The sequence below is a fragment of the Solirubrobacter ginsenosidimutans genome, from assembly GCF_027587205.1.
In genome coordinates, this window is record NZ_JAPDOD010000031.1 from 44,552 (window position 1) to 61,297 (window position 16,746).

General features: G+C 72.8%; 16 protein-coding genes. 3 read left to right on the forward strand and 13 right to left on the reverse strand.

The annotated features are described in order from the left end of the window. Window positions 1–132: 132 nt before the first annotated feature. Complete coding sequence (locus OM076_RS27960) at window positions 133–789, forward strand: GntR family transcriptional regulator (RefSeq protein WP_270043411.1); 657 nt, start codon at window positions 133–135, stop codon at window positions 787–789. 62 nt (window positions 790–851) lie between these two features. On the opposite strand, the gene OM076_RS27965 is transcribed toward OM076_RS27960, so the two are convergent. The 3 genes from OM076_RS27965 to OM076_RS27975 are packed head-to-tail and all read right to left on the reverse strand — an operon-like array spanning window position 852 to window position 4,418. Beyond that, complete coding sequence (locus OM076_RS27965; protein WP_270043412.1) at window positions 852–3,656, reverse strand: hypothetical protein; 2,805 nt, start codon at window positions 3,654–3,656, stop codon at window positions 852–854. 40 nt (window positions 3,657–3,696) lie between these two features. Then, window positions 3,697–3,864 carry a hypothetical protein gene (locus tag OM076_RS27970; protein WP_270043413.1) on the reverse strand — a complete coding sequence of 56 codons (168 nt, stop codon included), beginning with the start codon at window positions 3,862–3,864 and terminating at the stop codon, window positions 3,697–3,699. A gap of 29 nt (window positions 3,865–3,893) precedes the next feature. Next, window positions 3,894–4,418, reverse strand: coding sequence for a hypothetical protein (locus tag OM076_RS27975; RefSeq protein WP_270043414.1), 525 nt, complete (start codon window positions 4,416–4,418; stop codon window positions 3,894–3,896). Window positions 4,419–4,485: 67 nt separating this feature from the next. Between OM076_RS27975 and OM076_RS27980 the strand changes: the two genes are divergently transcribed. Beyond that, window positions 4,486–5,361, forward strand: coding sequence for a hydroxymethylglutaryl-CoA lyase (locus OM076_RS27980; RefSeq protein ID WP_270043415.1), 876 nt, complete (start codon window positions 4,486–4,488; stop codon window positions 5,359–5,361). Here the strand turns inward: OM076_RS27980 and OM076_RS46935 are convergent. Further along, window positions 5,317–5,502, reverse strand: a complete 186-nt coding sequence (locus OM076_RS46935; protein WP_372518087.1) for a helix-turn-helix domain-containing protein — start codon at window positions 5,500–5,502, stop codon at window positions 5,317–5,319. The two genes, OM076_RS27980 and OM076_RS46935, sit on opposite strands and share 45 nt — an antisense overlap. Here OM076_RS46935 and OM076_RS27985 point away from each other — a divergent pair. After that, the gene (locus OM076_RS27985; RefSeq protein ID WP_270043416.1) at window positions 5,481–5,660 is read left to right on the forward strand and encodes a hypothetical protein; all 180 of its coding nucleotides are present in this window, start codon (window positions 5,481–5,483) and stop codon (window positions 5,658–5,660) included. The two genes, OM076_RS46935 and OM076_RS27985, sit on opposite strands and share 22 nt — an antisense overlap. 100 nt (window positions 5,661–5,760) lie before the next feature. Here OM076_RS27985 and OM076_RS27990 read toward each other — a convergent pair whose 3' ends face one another. The 9 genes from OM076_RS27990 to argJ all read right to left on the reverse strand — a co-directional run bounded on the left by OM076_RS27990 (window position 5,761) and on the right by argJ (window position 16,744). Next, window positions 5,761–6,354, reverse strand: coding sequence for an isochorismatase family protein (locus tag OM076_RS27990; protein WP_270043417.1), 594 nt, complete (start codon window positions 6,352–6,354; stop codon window positions 5,761–5,763). Then, on the reverse strand, window positions 6,347–8,236 hold the full coding sequence (locus OM076_RS27995; RefSeq protein ID WP_270043418.1) for a hydantoinase B/oxoprolinase family protein: 1,890 nt from the start codon (window positions 8,234–8,236) through the stop codon (window positions 6,347–6,349). The genes OM076_RS27990 and OM076_RS27995 overlap by 8 nt, the downstream gene beginning before the upstream one ends. Further along, on the reverse strand, window positions 8,236–10,218 hold the full coding sequence (locus tag OM076_RS28000; protein WP_270043419.1) for a hydantoinase/oxoprolinase family protein: 1,983 nt from the start codon (window positions 10,216–10,218) through the stop codon (window positions 8,236–8,238). Before OM076_RS28000 ends, OM076_RS27995 begins: the two co-directional genes overlap by 1 nt. A gap of 13 nt (window positions 10,219–10,231) precedes the next feature. Beyond that, on the reverse strand, window positions 10,232–11,425 hold the full coding sequence (locus OM076_RS28005) for a CaiB/BaiF CoA transferase family protein (protein WP_270043420.1): 1,194 nt from the start codon (window positions 11,423–11,425) through the stop codon (window positions 10,232–10,234). Continuing rightward, on the reverse strand, window positions 11,410–12,024 hold the full coding sequence (locus OM076_RS28010) for a GntR family transcriptional regulator (protein WP_270043421.1): 615 nt from the start codon (window positions 12,022–12,024) through the stop codon (window positions 11,410–11,412). Before OM076_RS28010 ends, OM076_RS28005 begins: the two co-directional genes overlap by 16 nt. A 67-nt stretch (window positions 12,025–12,091) precedes the next feature. Next, window positions 12,092–13,531 carry a sigma factor-like helix-turn-helix DNA-binding protein gene (locus tag OM076_RS28015; protein WP_270043422.1) on the reverse strand — a complete coding sequence of 480 codons (1,440 nt, stop codon included), beginning with the start codon at window positions 13,529–13,531 and terminating at the stop codon, window positions 12,092–12,094. A 47-nt stretch (window positions 13,532–13,578) separates the two neighbouring features. Then, entirely contained in the window at window positions 13,579–14,694 is a 1,116-nt protein-coding gene (locus tag OM076_RS28020) for an aspartate aminotransferase family protein (RefSeq protein ID WP_270043423.1), read from the reverse strand. After that, window positions 14,691–15,542 carry an acetylglutamate kinase gene (gene argB, locus OM076_RS28025; protein ID WP_270043424.1) on the reverse strand — a complete coding sequence of 284 codons (852 nt, stop codon included), beginning with the start codon at window positions 15,540–15,542 and terminating at the stop codon, window positions 14,691–14,693. Before argB ends, OM076_RS28020 begins: the two co-directional genes overlap by 4 nt. Continuing rightward, on the reverse strand, window positions 15,539–16,744 hold the full coding sequence (gene argJ, locus OM076_RS28030; RefSeq protein ID WP_270043425.1) for a bifunctional glutamate N-acetyltransferase/amino-acid acetyltransferase ArgJ: 1,206 nt from the start codon (window positions 16,742–16,744) through the stop codon (window positions 15,539–15,541). The genes argB and argJ overlap by 4 nt, the downstream gene beginning before the upstream one ends. Window positions 16,745–16,746: the final 2 nt, after the last annotated feature.

The following is a 16,746-nucleotide window of genomic DNA, read 5'->3' on the forward strand; positions in this document are numbered from 1 at the left end:
CCGTTTGGCAGTGGGGCAGGCTAGGTGCGCTTCTCGAGTCCGCAGCGCACAGCGCACCCGCTGGGTCCGCGCGCGGACCTGGCAGGCGTACGCCGTGTCCGCGCTACGACTCACCGCTTCCGGGAGTGGCATGTGACGCTGCTTCCGCTGACCCGGACCGGCCCCGCCGACGACGTCGCCGAGGCGTTGCGCAACGAGGTCCTAGGCGGGTTCTACCCACCCGGGACGCCGCTCGACGACGCCGAGGTGATCGCTCGCCTGGGCGTCCCCCGGGATATCGCGCGTGGCGCGTTGGCGTCGCTGGAGCGTGAGGGACTGCTCGTCCACTCGCTGCACCGCGGCCTCGAGGTCGTGCGCCTCTCGGTCGACGACGTCCGCGACCTGTTCGCCACGCGGCGGACGCTCGAGCTCGCCGGCCTGGAGGCGATGGTCCGCAACCGTCCGGCCGACGACGTGTGGCTCCAGGCCGCCGTCGTGAGCATGACCGAGGCGGCTAAGGCCGCCGACGGCCGCGCTGCCGTCGCGGCCGACGCGGCGTTCCACCTCGCGATCGTCGCCTCGACCTCCTCACGGCGCCTGCGTACGGCCGCCGAGGCGGCGTTGCGCGAGCTGCGGATCATCCTCGCCGTGGCCGACCGCGTGGCGGGCGATCTCGACGACCTCGCGGCCGATCACGCGGGTCTGCTCGACGCGCTGGTCCACGCACCGCCGCCCTCCGCACGCGCAGCGCTGCTCGATCACCTGCGCCGCGGCGAGTCCCGCGCGCTCGCGGTCACGCACGGCGCCTGAACGCGCCGCGAAGGTCGACTTCGTCGTGCTCTACGCGGCTAAGTCGACGCTCGTTGCGCGCGTCAGGTGGTCCCGCGGGCGAGGTCCGTCCAGCGCTTGAGCGACGCGACGGCGTCGCGATCGCCGCGGATCGTGGGGCGATCCCCGAACACCGGCGCCTCGTCGCGCAGCATCCGCTCGAACGCGGCCTGGGACATCGTCACCGTGGCGTCGGCGCGCGTTCCCGCGTTGCGTTGCTCGACCCGCAGCGGACGGCCGTCGCGGGCGGTGATGTGCCATGCGTTCGGGGCGAACTCGACGATCTGCTGCGCGACCGTGAACGAGTGACCGCGGGTCCATTCCGGGTCGACGGCCAGTGGCAGCGCCCGGTAGACGAGCGCCGGCTCGAGCCGCGCACCCGCCTTCACCGCGTCCGCGAGTGAGAGCCGGGACTGCGCGAGGAGCAGCAGCTCGCGAGCTCGCTTGCGCTTGCCGGACACCTTCGCCTTGCGGTGGAAGCGCCCGATCTTCTCGCGCTCGCCGGCGAGGAGCTCGGCCAGCACGACCGGGTCGGCCGAGAGGTGAAACAGTGCCTGGCTGCGCGGACGCCGGCGTGACAGGCGCACGATCCGCGCCGACCCGTCCGCGGCGAACACCGCGAACGTCCCGACGCCGCGCACCGTCAAGTCGTACGTCAAGGAACCTTCGATCACTGCGCCTTGGGCGGGCAGCAGGCCGACGAGCAGCGCTCCGGCCGCGACGCTGTCCTCGCGGGCGAGCGCGAGAAGGGTGCGCCGCAGGCGAAGATCGTCGCCGGGCCCGACGAGCGCCTTGGAGGAGGTCGCGTCGGGCGAGTCCGCGCCGGTGGTCGGCCCGGGCGCGTCCGCGGTCGGGGCCTGCGAGTCGTCGGGCGGCGTCGTGTGGGCGGCGGCGCGCGTGGCAGTCTCGCCGGCGGTAGGCGCCCCGGCGGGATGCGCGGCCCGCAGTCCGGCGTCCGTGTCGTCGCGGGCGGTGGGCGCCCCGGCGGGATTCGCCGCCGAGGGGCCGGCGGCGGCCGCGTCGTCGCGGCCGGTCGTCTCGCCGGAGCCGGGATTCGCGGCCCGGAGTCCGGCGGCCGCGTCGTCGCCGGGGGCGGGATTCGCGGCGCGGAGCGCGGCGGCCGCGTCGTCGCGGCCGGTCGTCTCGCCGGGGGCGGGATTCGCGGCGCGGAGCGCGGCAGCGGCCGCGTCGAGGTTGGCGAGCAGCTGCGGGGACGTCTTCGGGGAGCGGCGGGCGGCGGCCTCCGCCTGTTCGGCGGCGAGGCGGCCGAGATCGATGCGACCGGGGGTCGGCCGCGGTGCGTCCAGCGCCTCGCGCAATGCCGCCGTCTCGGAGCGGGCTTGCGCGACCTCGCTGCGGACCTGCGCGAGCTCCGCCGCGCCCGTCGCCCTAGCGGCGACGAGCTCCGCGCGGGCGACCTCGAGCTCCGCCTGCGTGGCCTCCGCCCGGGTCTTGGCCGCCGCGAGTTCCGCGCGGGCGGTCGAGAGGGCGTCGGCGAGCGAGCCGACGCTCCCGCGGGTGACGGCGTGGGCGGCACGCTCCGCGCCGAGCTCGCCGGTGACGGCGGCGAGGGCAGAAGCGTCAGCCGCGCGAGCGGCGCGGGAAGCGCGAACGTCCGCGCGCGCGGCGGCCAGAGCCGTAAGGACCGCGTCGCGCGCGGAGCGCTCGCCGTCGCGGGCGCGGGCGATCGCGTCCGCGGCCTCGGCGAGCTCGCGCCGGAGGTCGTCGCGACGCTCCCGCCAGGCCGCCTCGGCCTCGCGTGTGGAATCGGCGTGCTGCGGCGGCGTCGTCCACGAGCCGGCGGTCGCCTGATCGGGGCTCGAGGCACCGCTTCGTGGTTCGCCCGGCCCCGTCGTGTCGGCGGGCGGGGACGCCGCTGCTGGATCGCCGGCTTCGGCGGGCGCGGTCGCGGTGCCCGCGGCCAGCGCCGCAGAGTCGCCGGGTCCGCCCGGCACCGTCGCGATGCCCGCGGCCAGCGCCGCAGAGTCGCCGGGTCCGCCCGGCACCGTCGCGATGCCCGCGGCCAGCGCCGCAGAGTCGCCGGGTCCGCCCGGCACCGTCGCGATGCCCGCGGCCAGCGCCGCAGAGTCGCCGGGTCCGCCCGGCACCGTCGCGATGCCCGCGGCCAGCGCCGCAGAGTCGCCGGGTCCGCCCGGCGCGGTCGCGGTGCCCGCGGCCAGCGCCGCAGAGTCGCCGGGTCCGCCCTGCGCGGTCGCCGGTGGCTCGCCGGCCGTCGCCGCGGACTCGCCGGGTTCGCCCGGCGCGGTCGCGGCCAGATCGCCAGGCGCGCGCGCCGTGTCGAGGGCAGGTCCGGGCCCGGGTTCGCGTGGGCCAGTGGGCGCAGCCACGCCCGCCGGCGTCTGAGGGTCGCCGTGTCGGTTCGAGCCGACGGCCCGCGCGGCGCCGGCAGGATCGCCCGTGGAGGGCGCCGCGGTCGTGTCCGCTTCGCTCGGCGCCCGCGCGGCATCCCCTCGGCCTTCGAGCTCCTCGCGCACCCGCGGGGCGAGCTCGCCCCGCCAGCCGGTCTCAACCGGCGGCTCGCTGCGGGCGAAGCGCCGAGGCCGCAGCTCGATCACCTCGGCGTGTGGGCCGTGGGGCAAAGGCAAGGAGGCGCGGGTGCCGTCGGGCCACAGGAGCCAGGCGGCGCTCCAGTCGACGTCGGCCGGGATCGAGTACTCGGTCGAGGCCTGCGGGCGGGCGTCGATCCGCTGCTCTCCCCCGCCTGCCACGCGCAGGATCAGCGCGGGCGGAGCGGCGCTGGCCGGGTGGATGCGCAGGACCCGGGTGCCGCCGGGGCCCGGAAGCCATTCGACGTCGCCGGGCAATGCGGGTGAGGACGGCTCGGCCATATTTGGCCCGCCATCCTCGCAGGCGGGTCGGATACGACGCTTACGCCTCGTCGGAACGAGCGCGCAAAACCGCGACGCCGACGGCCACGCCGACCGCGACCGTCGCGCCCGCGAGCAGCGACTTCTGCACCGAGGTCGAGCCGTACTTCTTGCGCAGGAAGAGCTTCAACCCGAACCACACCGTACGGCCGAGCAGCGAATAGAACATGCCCGAACCCTACCCGCAGCGACGCGACTTCAGTAACGGTGACGAGGTTGGCGCGCGACGGCGCGCTCGTAGCGGAAGCCCTCGCCGTCGTCGGCCTCTTCGTAGCCGACGTCCTCGGGGCTGTCCTCGGCGTCGCGGACGTCGCGGAGCCAGTGGGCGCCGGAGAGGTCGGTTCGCCCGGCCGCCTCGTCGAACAGCCGTGGCGTGTCCAGGTCCAGGATCTCGGCGGAGCGGCGGTGCAGCGCGGGAACCGCGAGCGCCTCGCGCGGGTCTCCCTCCTGCGCCAGCGACGCGGCGATCAGGCCTTGCACGATCGGTTGCGCGCTCTCCATCCGGACGGCCAGCGCGGCCATGCGCTCGCTGAAGACGAGCAGCAGTCCGGCGCGGACGCCGTCGACCGCCTCGCGGAAGACGGCCTGGCGGCCCGGGGACGACTCGCTGAAGGCACGGACGACGCGCGCGACGCGTTCGTCGTCCGGGCACGGAATCCGGCTGCGGTAGTAGCCCTCGCCCGGCGGCATGTCCAACATTCCCAGGAGCTCGCGGAGATCCATTCGAGGTGATCAGTCTATGCACGCCGGGAAACGGCGTGCGCAACCGGGTGTGCGGAACAATCCACAGGTGCAGATCAGCGTGTGCGACGTGGGGCCGCGCGACGGCCTCCAGAACGACAAGGTGACCCTCGAGCCGGGGGTGCGAGCGGAGCTGTGTACCCGCCTCGCCGCGGCCGGCCTCAAGCGCATCGAGGCCGCGAGCTTCGTCCATCCCAAGCTCGTGCCGCAGATGGCGGGAGCGGAGGAGGTGTTCGCCGCGTTGCCCTCAGACGACGGCGTCGCCTACGCGAGCCTCGTCCTGAACCGGAAGGGGCTCGACCGGGCCGCGGCGACCTCCACGACCGAGATCCACCTCGCCTACCCGGTCACGGACACGTTCGCGCAGCGCAACCAGAACACGACGGTCGAGGAGGCCGCGCGCACCGCCGAGGAGATCATCGGCGCGACCGACCTGAAGGTCACGGCGACGATCAGCGTCGCGTTCGGCTGCCCGTTCGAGGGCCACGTCGATCCGGGAATCGTGATCGAGCACGCCCACCGGATGGCCGCGGCCGGAGCCGACGAGGTGATCCTCGCGGACACGATCGGCGTCGGCGTCCCGCGCCAGGTGCGCGAGCTCGTGCCGCGCGCGCTCGAGGGCGGCAAGCCGGTCGGCCTGCACATGCACAACACGCGCAACACGGGCTACGCGAACGCGATCGCCGGGCTCGAGCACGGCGCGACGATCTTCGACGCGTCCGTCGGCGGCCTCGGCGGCTGTCCGTTCGCCCCACGCGCGACGGGCAACATCGCCACCGAGGACCTGATCTACCTGTTCGAGAACGAGGGCGTCACGACGGGGATCGACCTCGACGCGCTGATCGCGGTCGCGGAGTGGCTGGGCGGCGTGATGGGCCGCTCACTCCCTGGGCTGGTCCAGCGGGCGGGAAACTTCGCGCTTTAGCGCCGACGGCGTGAGGCCGAGCAGGGCGCGCATCTCGCGGGTGAGGTGGGCGTGGTCGGCGAAGCCCGCGTCGGCGGCGAGGCGGGCGAGGTCCTGCTCGCCGCCGGACAGGCGCTCGAGTGCGGCGCGGACGCGCAGCAGGCGCCGGTGCGATCGCGACGCTCGGGTCGCTCTACGTGGCGAGCGGGCTGACCGCCACGGCGATCGGGATCGCCGCGGTCTGTACGTGCGCGGCGATGGCGGCCGCTCCACTGCGCCGGACGGCGCCGCTCGTGCGGCCGGCCGAAGCGCCGCGATGACGACGATCGGGGAGACGCGGTACGTGCGTGCGGCCGGCCCGGGGTGCGCGTGGCGCGAGCGTCGAGTTTCTCGCGTACAACTCGAGAAAGTCGACGCTCGTCACGGCTCGAGGGCGGCGATCACCTCCTCGACGCCGAGCACGTCCCCGTAGCGGCCGTCGATGTCCGACAGCGCCTGCTCGTGCGCCCGCCCCGAGCGGTCGCCGACGCACTCGCGCGGCACGATCGGCGACAGGCCGTGCTGCATCGCGTCGACCACCGTCGCCCGCACGCAGCCCGAGGTGGACGCCCCGCAGACGATCAGCGTGTCGCGGCCCGCGAGCAGCGCCGCGAACGGCACGCCGAAGAAGGCCGACGCGTGCGCCTTGGCGATGATCGGCTCGTCGCGGCGGCGGCCGAGCCGCTCGTCGATCTCCACCCACCGCGTCCCGGGGCGCAGGACCTTCAGCGCCGGCACCTTGCGCAGGAAGACCGCGGCCGCCGCCTCACCCACCTCGTCGTAGACGACCGTGGTGAAGAACACCGGCACACCCACCCGCCGCGCCACGCGCAACAACCCCGCGGTGCGAAGCAAGACGTCGTCGAGGTCGCACGCGAGCGGCGACGACGGGTCGGTGAACCCGAGCGACAGATCGACGGCGACGACCGCGGGGCGTTCCCCGAACCCCGCGGCGCCGCCGAAGCGCTCAGCCACCGCGGGCGCGCTCCAGCGCGGACTCGCGGCTCTCCAATGGCGACCAGCGCAGTGGTTTGGCCTGCACCGGGGCCGGGAGGCCGGTCTCCTCCTCGCAACGCGCGAGGACCTCCTCCAGCGGCGGCCCGAAGTCGAACGCCGGAGCGTCTCCACGCGCGGCCCTCTGCCGCGCCCGCTCGGCGTCCGTGGCCGCAGGGTCACCGAGAACGACGCCGTACGCGGACAACGCCTTCTCCGCCGACACGAGCCCGAACGCCACATCGCGCTCGACCGCCGCAACGGGCCGGTCGAGCCGGTCCTTCCACCCACCGCCGCCCGCGGTGCGGTAGATCAGCATGTCCCCGGGCGAGACCGCGACCTCGTCGCACTTCGCCGGCAGCACGACCTCCGTGCCGTCCACCCGCCGCAGGATCTTCGTGGAGCGCTCTCCCGGCTGGCCGCCCAGCACGCCCCACGGGCGCGTCAGCCAGCGGTCGTCGTGGATCGAGACGTGCCCCGGCTCCAGGTACACGTAGCGCTTCTCGACGCCGTTGCCACCGCGATGCAAGCCCGCGCCGCCGGAATCGGTGACCGTCGTGTACCCGTCGACCCGCAAGGGGTAATACGCCTCCAGGTACTCGGTCGGGATGTTCTCGAACAGCGGCCACCACGAGTGGCCGTCCATCCCGTCGCCGATCGGCCGGCCGGGAATCCCGCCGTAGAGGATCTCCATGGCGTAGAAGAACTCGCCCGACTCCTTCCAGCCCGAATAGAGCATGTAGGGCGAGGTGCCGTAGCCCGCCGCGGTGTTCAGCTCCGGCGCCTGCTTGGTCAAGGCGCCCCCGAGCACGTCGAACAGCCGCGCGAGCCCGTGCGTGCGGCAACCGAGCGCCGCCGGATGGCGCGGCGACAACAGGCAGCCCTCCGGCATCACGACGTGCAGCAGCGGATAGAAGCCGTCGTTGAACAGGATGTCGGGGTCGTTGACCATGATCAGGTAGACCCCGATGAACATCTTGAACATGCCCTCGGAGAGGTAGAAGTTGATCGGCCCGAGCGACTGCGGGTCGGTGCCGGACCAGTCGAACCAGGCCTCCTCCCCCTCGCGCCAGATCGTCAGCTGCATCTTGTACGGGCCGTTGCCGAGCCCGTCGTCGTCGATCCAGTCCTCGAAGGTCTGCGGCTCCTCCGGGATCGCGAGCTGGATCAGCTTGCGCATGGCTTCGTGGGTGCGATCGAGCAACGCCTGGAGCGTCGCCAGATAGACGTCCTTGCCGAAGCGCTCGCAGAGCCCCATCACCCGCCGCTCGCCCGCGTGACAGGCGGCGATGATCGCGAACAGGTCCGCCCGGTTCATCTCGGGCAGGCGGACGTTGTTGAGGATCAGCCGCAGGACGTCCTCCTGCACCTCCCCGCGCTCGACGATCTTCAGCGGCGGGATGATGATCCCCTCCTCGAAGATGGTCGTGGCGCCGGTCGGCAAGGAACCCGGGAGCCGCCCACCCGCGTCCATCTGATGGCCGAACTGCGACGACCACCCCACCAGTTCGTCCTCGAAGAAGATCGGGACGAGCACGAGCCAGTCGTTGGTGTGCGAGATCGACGCGCTGCACTTGTAGGGATCGGACGTGAGGATCACGTCGCCGGGATAGATGCCGCGATCCCAGTCGGCCATCATCTCGCTGATGTACGCCCCGAACTGGCCGACGACCATGCGGCCTTGGGGATCGGTGAGCATCGGGAACTCGTCGTGCTGCTCGCGGATGACGGGCGACATCGCGCTCCGGAACAGCACCGCGTCCATCTCGAAGCGCGCGTGGCGCAGCGCGTTCTCGATGATGTCCAGCGTGATCGGATCGACCTCGAGGTCGGGGATCTCGGCGATCTTGGGCAGCGCGGCCATCACGAAGCCTCCGGGCGGATCAGCAGGTTGAAGAAGCGGTCGATCTCGGCGGTGTAGCCCTCCAGCACGACCGTGGTCGAGTCGAACTCGGTGACGATCGAGGGACCCACGATCCGCGCGCCGGGGTGCAGCTCGGCGCGGGCGTAGGTGCCGGGCGGCAGCGGATCGCCGGAGCGCGGCTCCTCCTCGGGCAGCTCGGGCTCCGGCCGGTCACCGGTGCCGACCGCGCGCAGGTTGACGATCTCCGACGCCGTGTTCGGCATCCGGAAGCCGTAGAGCTGCTCGTGCAGCGCGTTGAAGCGCTCCTCCAGGCCCTCCGCCCACGGCACCGGGATCTCGTAGCCCTGGCCGTGGTAGCGCATGTCGGCCACGAACTCGACGTTCTGGGCTTCGGACGGGATCCCCTGCGCCACCATCCACTCGCGCGCCCGCGCCTCCAGGCCGCCGAGGATCTCGCGCAGCTCGTCGTCGGAGGTCTCCGCGGTCAGCCGGATCAGCGTCTGCGCGAACTCGTTGCGGAACCCGGCGACGAGATCCCCTAGAGCACACAGCAGCCCCGGCGAGGGCGGGACGATGACCGGGAACGAGCCCATCAACTCGGCCACGGCGTTGGCGTGCAGCGGCCCGGCGCCGCCGAAGGCGACCAGCGCGAACTCGCGCGGGTCGTGCCCGCGCTGGACGCTGATGACCCGCAGCGCACCTGCCATGTTCTCGTTGACGATCCGCAGGATGCCGTCTGCCGCGGCTTCCAGCGAGAGCCCCATCGCGTCGGCCACCGTCTGGACCGCCGCCCGCGCCGCCTCGACGTCGAGCGACATCTCGCCGCCGATCAGGTCGGCCGGCAGGTGGCCAAGCACCACGTTGGCGTCGGTCACGGTCGGCTCCACGCCACCCTGGCCGTAGGCCGCCGGTCCCGGCTCCGCACCCGCCGACTGCGGACCCACCCGCAGCGCCCCGGTCAACTGGGGCACGTGGGCGATCGAGCCGCCGCCCGCGCCGACGGTGTGCACGTCGACGCTGGGGACCTTGATCCGGAACTGCCCGATCGTGGTCTCGCGCCCGATCGTCGGCTCACCCGCCTGACACAGCGACACGTCGGTCGACGTGCCGCCCATGTCGAAGGTCAGGACGTTCGGGAACCCGGCCCGCGAGGCGATGTACAGCGCGCCCGCGACCCCGCCGGACGGCCCGCTCAACACGCCATAGACCGGGTTGCGGGCCGCCTCGGCAGGCGTCATCACCCCCGCGTCCGAGCGCAGGATGTCGACCTCGGTCCTGACGCCCAGGTCCGACAAAGCCCCCTGCAAACGGTCGACATACGACGCGACCTGCGGGCGCACGTAGGAGTTCATGCACGCGGTCAGCGTGCGCTCATACTCGCGGAACTCCGGCAGCACGGCGGACGAGATCGTGACCGGGAAGCCGGGATGCAGGCGCTCGACGATGTCGGCGATCTGCTGCTCGTGGCGACCGTCGACGTAGGAGTTGATCAGCGAGATCGTCAGCGACTCGACGCCGGAGGCGACCAGATCCCCGATGATCCCCTCGACCTGCGCGACGTCGACCGCCACCAGCGTGTTCCCGCGCGCGTCCATCCGCTCGACGGCCTCGCGCGTGTCCGCCAACGACGCCGGCGGGTCCGGCTTGACCATGATGATCCAGCCCGCCAGCGGGCCGGGCGTCTGCGAGCGCGCGAGGTGGAGGATCTGCCCGAAGCCCTGGGTCGTGATCAGCCCCACCCGGGCGCCCTTGGACTCGAGCACGGCGTTGGTCGCGACCGTCGTCCCGTGCACCACGTTGGCGAGGTCGGCGGGAGCGATCCCGGCCGCCTCGCAGATCCGCGCGACCCCCGTCAACACGCCCTGCGACGGATCGGACGGCGTCGACGGCGTCTTCACGCGCCACTGCCGTTGATCGCCCTCATCCACAAGGAACAGGTCGGTGAACGTTCCTCCGACGTCCACCCCCAGCCGATACGCCATGCGGTTCCCTTTCTTAGATCACGCCTGCATCCGCGAGGCGCTTGCGCTCCGCCGCGTCCACTCCGAGCTCCTCCAGCACTGCGTCCGTGTCCGCGCCCACGGTCCAGCGGGCGGGCTGACGGATCGAGCCGGGCGTCCGGCTCAACTTCGGCACGATCCCGGGAACGGTCACGTGCCCATGGACCTCGTCCTCGTGCTCCACGAGCAGCTCGCGCTCGCGGAAGTACGGGTCCTCGAAGACGTCCTTCGCCGTGTAGACGGGCGAGCACACGACGCCGCCCGCGTTGACGATCTCGTCGAGCTCCTCCGCGGTGTGCTGCGCCGCGAACGCGCCGATGATCTCGTCGAGCAGGTCCTCGTGCTCGCCGCGGGCGTGGTGATCGGCGAAGCGCGCGTCCTCGCCCAGCTCCGGTTGGCCCATGATCTTCGCCAGCCGCCGCCACAGCGTGTCGTGGTTGGCGGCGATCACGACCCACTTCTTGTCGCTGCTCAGGTACACGTTCGACGGGGCGATCCGCGGCAGCCGCGGCCCGGTCGGCTCGCGGATGAAGCCGGTCTTCTCGTACTCGAGCGTGCTCGACTCACTCATCGCAAAGCACGCGTCGACGATGCCCGCGTCCACGACCTGGCCCTCCTCGCCGCGCTCGCGGGCATACAACGCGAGCAGGATGCCCTGAAACGCCGACTGGGCGGCGAGCGTGTCGCCGAAGGAGATGCCCGCACGCGGCGGGGCCTGGCCGGGGTAGCCGTTGATGTAGCGCAGGCCCGAGAGCGCCTCGCCGGCGGAGGCGAACCCCGGCCGATGGGCGTAGCGACCGGTCTGCCCGTATCCCGACACGCGCGCGTAGATCGCGCGCGGGTTGCGCGCGTGGACGTCCTCCGGCCCCAGGCCCCACTTCTCCATCGTCCCGGGGCGGAAGTTCTCGAGCACGATGTCGGCGCTCGCGGCGAGCTCCAGCGCGATCCTCTGGCCCTCGGGCTCACGCAGGTTCAACGAGACCGAGCGCTTGTTGCGGGCGAGGATCGACCACCAGAGCGAGCGGTCGTTGTGGCGCAGGCGACCCCAGTCGCGCATCGCGTCGCCGACGCCCGGCGCCTCGATCTTGATCACGTCCGCGCCGAAGTCCCCGAGCAGCGTGCCGGTGAACGGGCCGGCCAGCAGCTGCCCGAACTCGATCGCGCGTAGTCCACTCAGCGGTTCGGCCATGTCTCCTCCAGGAACGCGACGGCGCCGAGGATGTGCATCCGCATGACGGCCTCGGCCAGCTGTGAGTCGCCGGCTCGGAACGCGCTGACGATCCGGCGGTGGCAGAGCATCGACTCCGCGCGCTGGCGGTCGTCATGCCAGAAGACGCTGCGGAAGGCGCGGGGGATCCCGGACGCCGCGCGCATGGCGACCTCCAGCCGCGGGCTGCCCGCGGCCTCGAGGATGATCCGGTGAAACGCCTCGTTGTTGACGATCTGCTCCTCGACGGACGCGTCTGCGCAGAGCTCGTCGAGTCGTTCGATGTCCGCCGCCGAGATGCGTTGCGCGGCCCGCGCGGCCGCAGCCGGTTCCAGCAGGGCGCGGACCTCGTAGAGGTCGAGCACGTCGTCGCGGTCGAAGGTCCGCACGACCGCGCCGCGGTTGGGCTCGACCTCGACCAGGCCCTGGCCTTCGAGCTGCAGGAGCGCTTCGCGGATCGGCGTCCGCGACGTGCCGAACCGCTGCGCGAGCGCCTCCGCCCGGAGCCGTTCGCCGGGCTTCAGCTCCCCGCCGAGGATCGCCTCCTCGAGCAGGTCCCGCACTCGCGGTTGCTGCGCCATCTTGCATACGAAATCACGTCATTCGCGCTCGCGCAACTCCTGAGCGACGCACTTTGCATGCAATCGGCTAGGGGCGGCGAGTGGGCGCGCGCCTCGTGGGCGGCGTCCATTCCTCCTGCGGCTCGGGCTCGGGAGCCGGCTTGCCGGCGGGTGACCACTCGCCCGGATGGTCGGTCGGCGGGCGGGGGTCGTTCCAGCCCGGCCCGCGCATGCTCGAGCGGTGCCACGGGACCCAACGCGTGCGCGGCGGCTCGCCTTCGTCCGGCGCGGCGTTGTCGGCGCGACGCGCGAGCAGGAGCTCGGCGGCTTCGGGATCGCCGCGCAGAGAACGCATGAGGACGAGCGCCGGGGCGTCGCGACGCAGCCGGTGAGCAACCGCGAGGCCGAGCCCGGTCAGGACCAGCAAGAGCAGCGGAATCGTCAGATCGAGGCCGCCCGGAGCCGCGGGGTTGGTGGCCGACGCGCCTGAGACGCCGCCGATCGGGGCCAGCTTGCTCGTGCCGGACCCGCCGGCGGGCTGCTTGCCGCGCGTCTTGAACGCGGTGCGCTTGCTGCCGCCGGCAGCGGGCGTCGTGCCGGCGGGGTTCGCGATCGTCGCCGCGGCCGCCGTGCCGGGGGCGACGTCAGCCGCGGCGACGGTCTCGCCGGCCGGCGGCGTGCACGCACCCGCCCGGTCGAGCGTGCGCAGGCGGCGGAGCCCCGTGCGTTCGAGCCTGGCCACGCGGCCCCGTGAGATGTGCAGTCGCTTGGCGACGCCCCCGCGCGACCGCGGCGGCCCCGCGCCGACGCCCGCACGCAGCACGAGCACGCGCCGTTGCGCGCTGGAGAGCGAGTCGAGGCAGCTCGACGTGTCGGCGACCGTCTCCCGCAGTTCGCAGTCGAGCCGCCGCGTGCCGGCCGGGCGCCCGGAGCAGCGTTGCGCGGGCGATCGCGTGGAGCGGGCGTGCGAGGTGGCGGGGGTGGAGCGTGCCGACGCGCCCTTCGTCCCTGCCGACGACCCGCCGGAGCCGGCGGACGGCGACGCCGCGCCGTCCGACGAGGAGGAGGACGAGTTCGTCCCGGTCGACGACGAAGAGGATGAACCGCCCGAGGACGACGACCCGGAGCCGCTGCTCGACGGCTCGGAACCCGAAGCGGGCGACGAACCGGAGCCGGACCCGGCGCCGGCGCCGGCGGACGACGAACCCGAGCCTGCGCCTGCGCCGGTCGATGACGAGCCCGACCCGGACGAGCCCGAGCCCGACCCGCCGCCGCTGGGCGCCGTCGTCGGCACCGGCACGACCGGAACCTGCACCGTGGGCACCGGCACGGGCACCTGGACGGTCGGAACCGGCACGGGCACGCGGACCGTCGGCACCGGGACCGGGACCTGCACGGTCGGGACCGGGACCTGCACCGTCGGAACGGGCACGGGCGCCTGGACGGACGGCACCGGAAGTTGGGCGAACGCCGGGGTGGCGATCGAGACGATCGCCACACCCACCACGATCACGACCTGGAGCTTCAATGCATCGAGCGCTATACCGCCGCCCGATGGTCTTCAAACCAGAGTGGTCAGGAAAGCAGCTTGCGTATACGCGCCAGCGCGTCGTCGACCTGCTCGGCGGTGACGATCAGCGGCGGCAGGAAGCGCAGCGTCGTCGGCCCCGTGGCGTTGATGATCAGCCGTTCTTCGAGCAATGCGCGCTTCGCGAGCTCGGGTGCGCCACCCGCCACCTCGGCCGCCACCATCAGCCCGCGACCGCGTGCGGAGAGCACACCGGGAAGTTCGCGCAGGCCCTCCAGGAGCCGCTCGCCCTGCTCGCGCACGCCGGCCAGGAACGCCTCGTCGTCGATCACGTCGAGCACCGCCAAAGCGGCCGACGAGACCACCGGCCCACCCGCGAACGTCGACCCGTGGTCGCCCGGGGCGAAGACATCCTTCAACCGCTCGCCGATCACCAGCGCGCCGATCGGCAGCCCGCCGCCGAGGCCCTTGGCGAGCGTCATCGCGTCCGGCACGACGCCCACCTGCTCGTACGCCCACAGCGTGCCGGTCCGGCCCATCCCGGTCTGGACCTCGTCGAACACGAGCGCCGCGCCCGCCGCGTCGCAGGCGGAGCGAATCGCGGCCAGCAGCGCCGGATCCATGATGTTCACGCCCGACTCGCCCTGCACCGGCTCGATCAACACCGCGGCGGTGCCCGCCCCCACGAGCGAGGGGATCTCGTGGGCCGGCACGGCGATGAAGCCCGGCACCAGCGGCGCGAACGGCGCCTGCTTGGCCTCTTGGGGAGTCGCCGAAAGCGCCCCGTACGTGCGGCCGTGGAACGCGTTGTGGGCGACGATGATGTCCCCGCGCGGCCGAGCTTTACGGACGAGCTTCAGCGCGGCCTCGTTGGCCTCCGCCCCCGAGTTGCAGAAGAAGACGACACCGCCCAGGGACCGCGAGGCCAGGCGTGAGGCCAGTTCCACGTTGGGCGCGTTGTAGAAGAGGTTGGAGACGTGCATGAGCCGCCCGACCTGTTCCTGCACCGCGCTCACGACCGCCGGATGGCAATGCCCGAGGTTGTTGACCGCGATCCCGCTGAGGAAGTCGAGGTACTCGACGCCGTCGGAATCGGTCAACACGCAGCCGGAGCCCGACTGGAACGTGACGTCGTAGCGCGCGTAGGTGGGAGCGAGCGTCATGAAGCGGGCCTCACCTTCGTGCCGATGCCGGCGTCCGTGAAGAGCTCCAGCAGCAGCGAGTGCGGCAGCCGGCCGTCGATGATGTGGGCGTAGGTCACGCCCCCGTGAATGGCCTCGATGCAGGCCTGGAGCTTCGGCCGCATCCCGCCCTCCATCGTCAAGAGCGCCGTCTCGACGTCGTCGGCGCTGGCCTCGGAGATGACGCTTGACGGATCGTCGACGTCGCGCAGCCAGCCTGCGACGTCCGTGAGGAACATGACTTTGTAGGCGCCCATCGCGCGGGCGATGGCGCCTGCCGCCTCGTCGGCGTTGATGTTGTGCGAGCGCCCGATGCGATCGGCGCCGACCGACGCGATGACCGGGATGTAGTCCTCGGCGATGTGGTTGATCACGCCGACGTCGACGCGCTCGATCTTGCCGACGAAGCCGATGTCCTCGCCGCCAGGGCCGGTCATCGTCGACACGCGGAAGAGCTGGCCGTCGTCGCCGGAGAGGCCGACCGCCGGCTGCCCGTGCCGGTTGATCCGCGACACGATGTCCTTGTTGACCTTGCCGACGAGCACCATCTTGGCGATCTCGACGGTGTCGGCGTCTGAGACCCGCAGCCCGCCGACGAACTCCACCGGCATGTTCAGGCGCCGCATGTAGGCCGTGATGTCCGGCCCGCCGCCGTGGACGATGATCGGGTTCAGCCCGACGTACTTGAGCAGCACGACGTCGCGGGCGAAGTCCTCGCGCAGCTCGGGCTCGGTCATCGCCGCGCCGCCGTACTTGATCACGACGGTCTTGCCGTGGAACTCCCGGATGTAGGGGAGCGCCTCGAGAAGGGTTCCGACCTCGGGCTTCACGTCGTGTAGTCCGCGTTGATGGTCACGTACTCGTGCGAGAGGTCGGAGAAGAAGACCTCGGCCTCCGCGCCGTCGCCGGGCAGCGCGACCACGTACTCGACCTCCTCGCCGGCGACCGCCTCGGCCAGGCCGGCCACGTCGTAGCGGGTCGCCGCTCCCGCCGAGCAGACCTTCACGCCCTCGATCGAGATGTCGAGCAGCAGCGGCGCGGAGTCGTACAGCGCGGCGCCGACGGCCTGCGCGATGCGGCCCCAGTTCGGGTCTCCCCCGTGCAGCGCGGCCTTCACCAGCGGCGAGTTCGCGATCGCCCGGGCGACGCTCGCCGCCATCCCGTCGTCGCCGCCGCTGACCACGATGCGGCCGATCCGCTTGGAGCCCTCGCCGTCGCGCACGATGTCCAGGGCGAGCTTGCGCAGCGCCCAGTCCAGCGCCTCGCCGAAGGCCGCCTCGTCCACCGTCTGCGGCTCCACGGCCACGCCGCTCGCCCCCGACGCCTGCAGGATCACCGTGTCGTTGGTGGAGAGCTGGCCGTCCACCGAGACGCGGTCGAACGACCGCGCCACGCACACGCCGAGCAGCAGGTCGGCGGTCTCGGCGCTCAGGATCGCGTCCGTCTGGACGAAGCAGAGCATCGTCGCGAACGCGGGCGAGATCATCCCCGCCCCCTTGGCCTGCGCGGTCAGCCGGACGGTGCCGGACGGCAGCGCGACGTCGACCTCGATCGCCTTCTCGAACTTGTCCGTCGTGCGGATCGCCTCGGCGAAGTCGCCGTGGCCGTACTCGCGCAGCTCGCCGCGAGCGCGCGCGATGCCCTTGATCGCCACGCTCGCGTCCAGCGGCACGCCGATCACGCCGGTCGAGGCGACCGCGACCTGATCCTCGCGCACGCCGCCGGCCATCGAGGCCGCGCCCTGCATCCGCGCGGCGTCCTCGAACCCGCGGTTGCCGGTGGCGGCGTTGGCGTTGCCGGAGTTGGCGACGATCACGCGCAGCGCGTCCAGCCGCGAGCGCGTCTGGGTCAGCACGACCGGCGCCGCCAGCACGCCGGAGCGGGTGAAGCGCGCCGCCGAGACGCACTCCGGCGCCGAGCAGACCATCAGCCCCAGGTCCATCCCACCCGACGGCTTGAGCCCGCAGGCGACTCCGGCCGCGCGGAACCCCGCGGGCAGATCGCCGGGGTTCTCGGTCACATGCGCGGGCATCT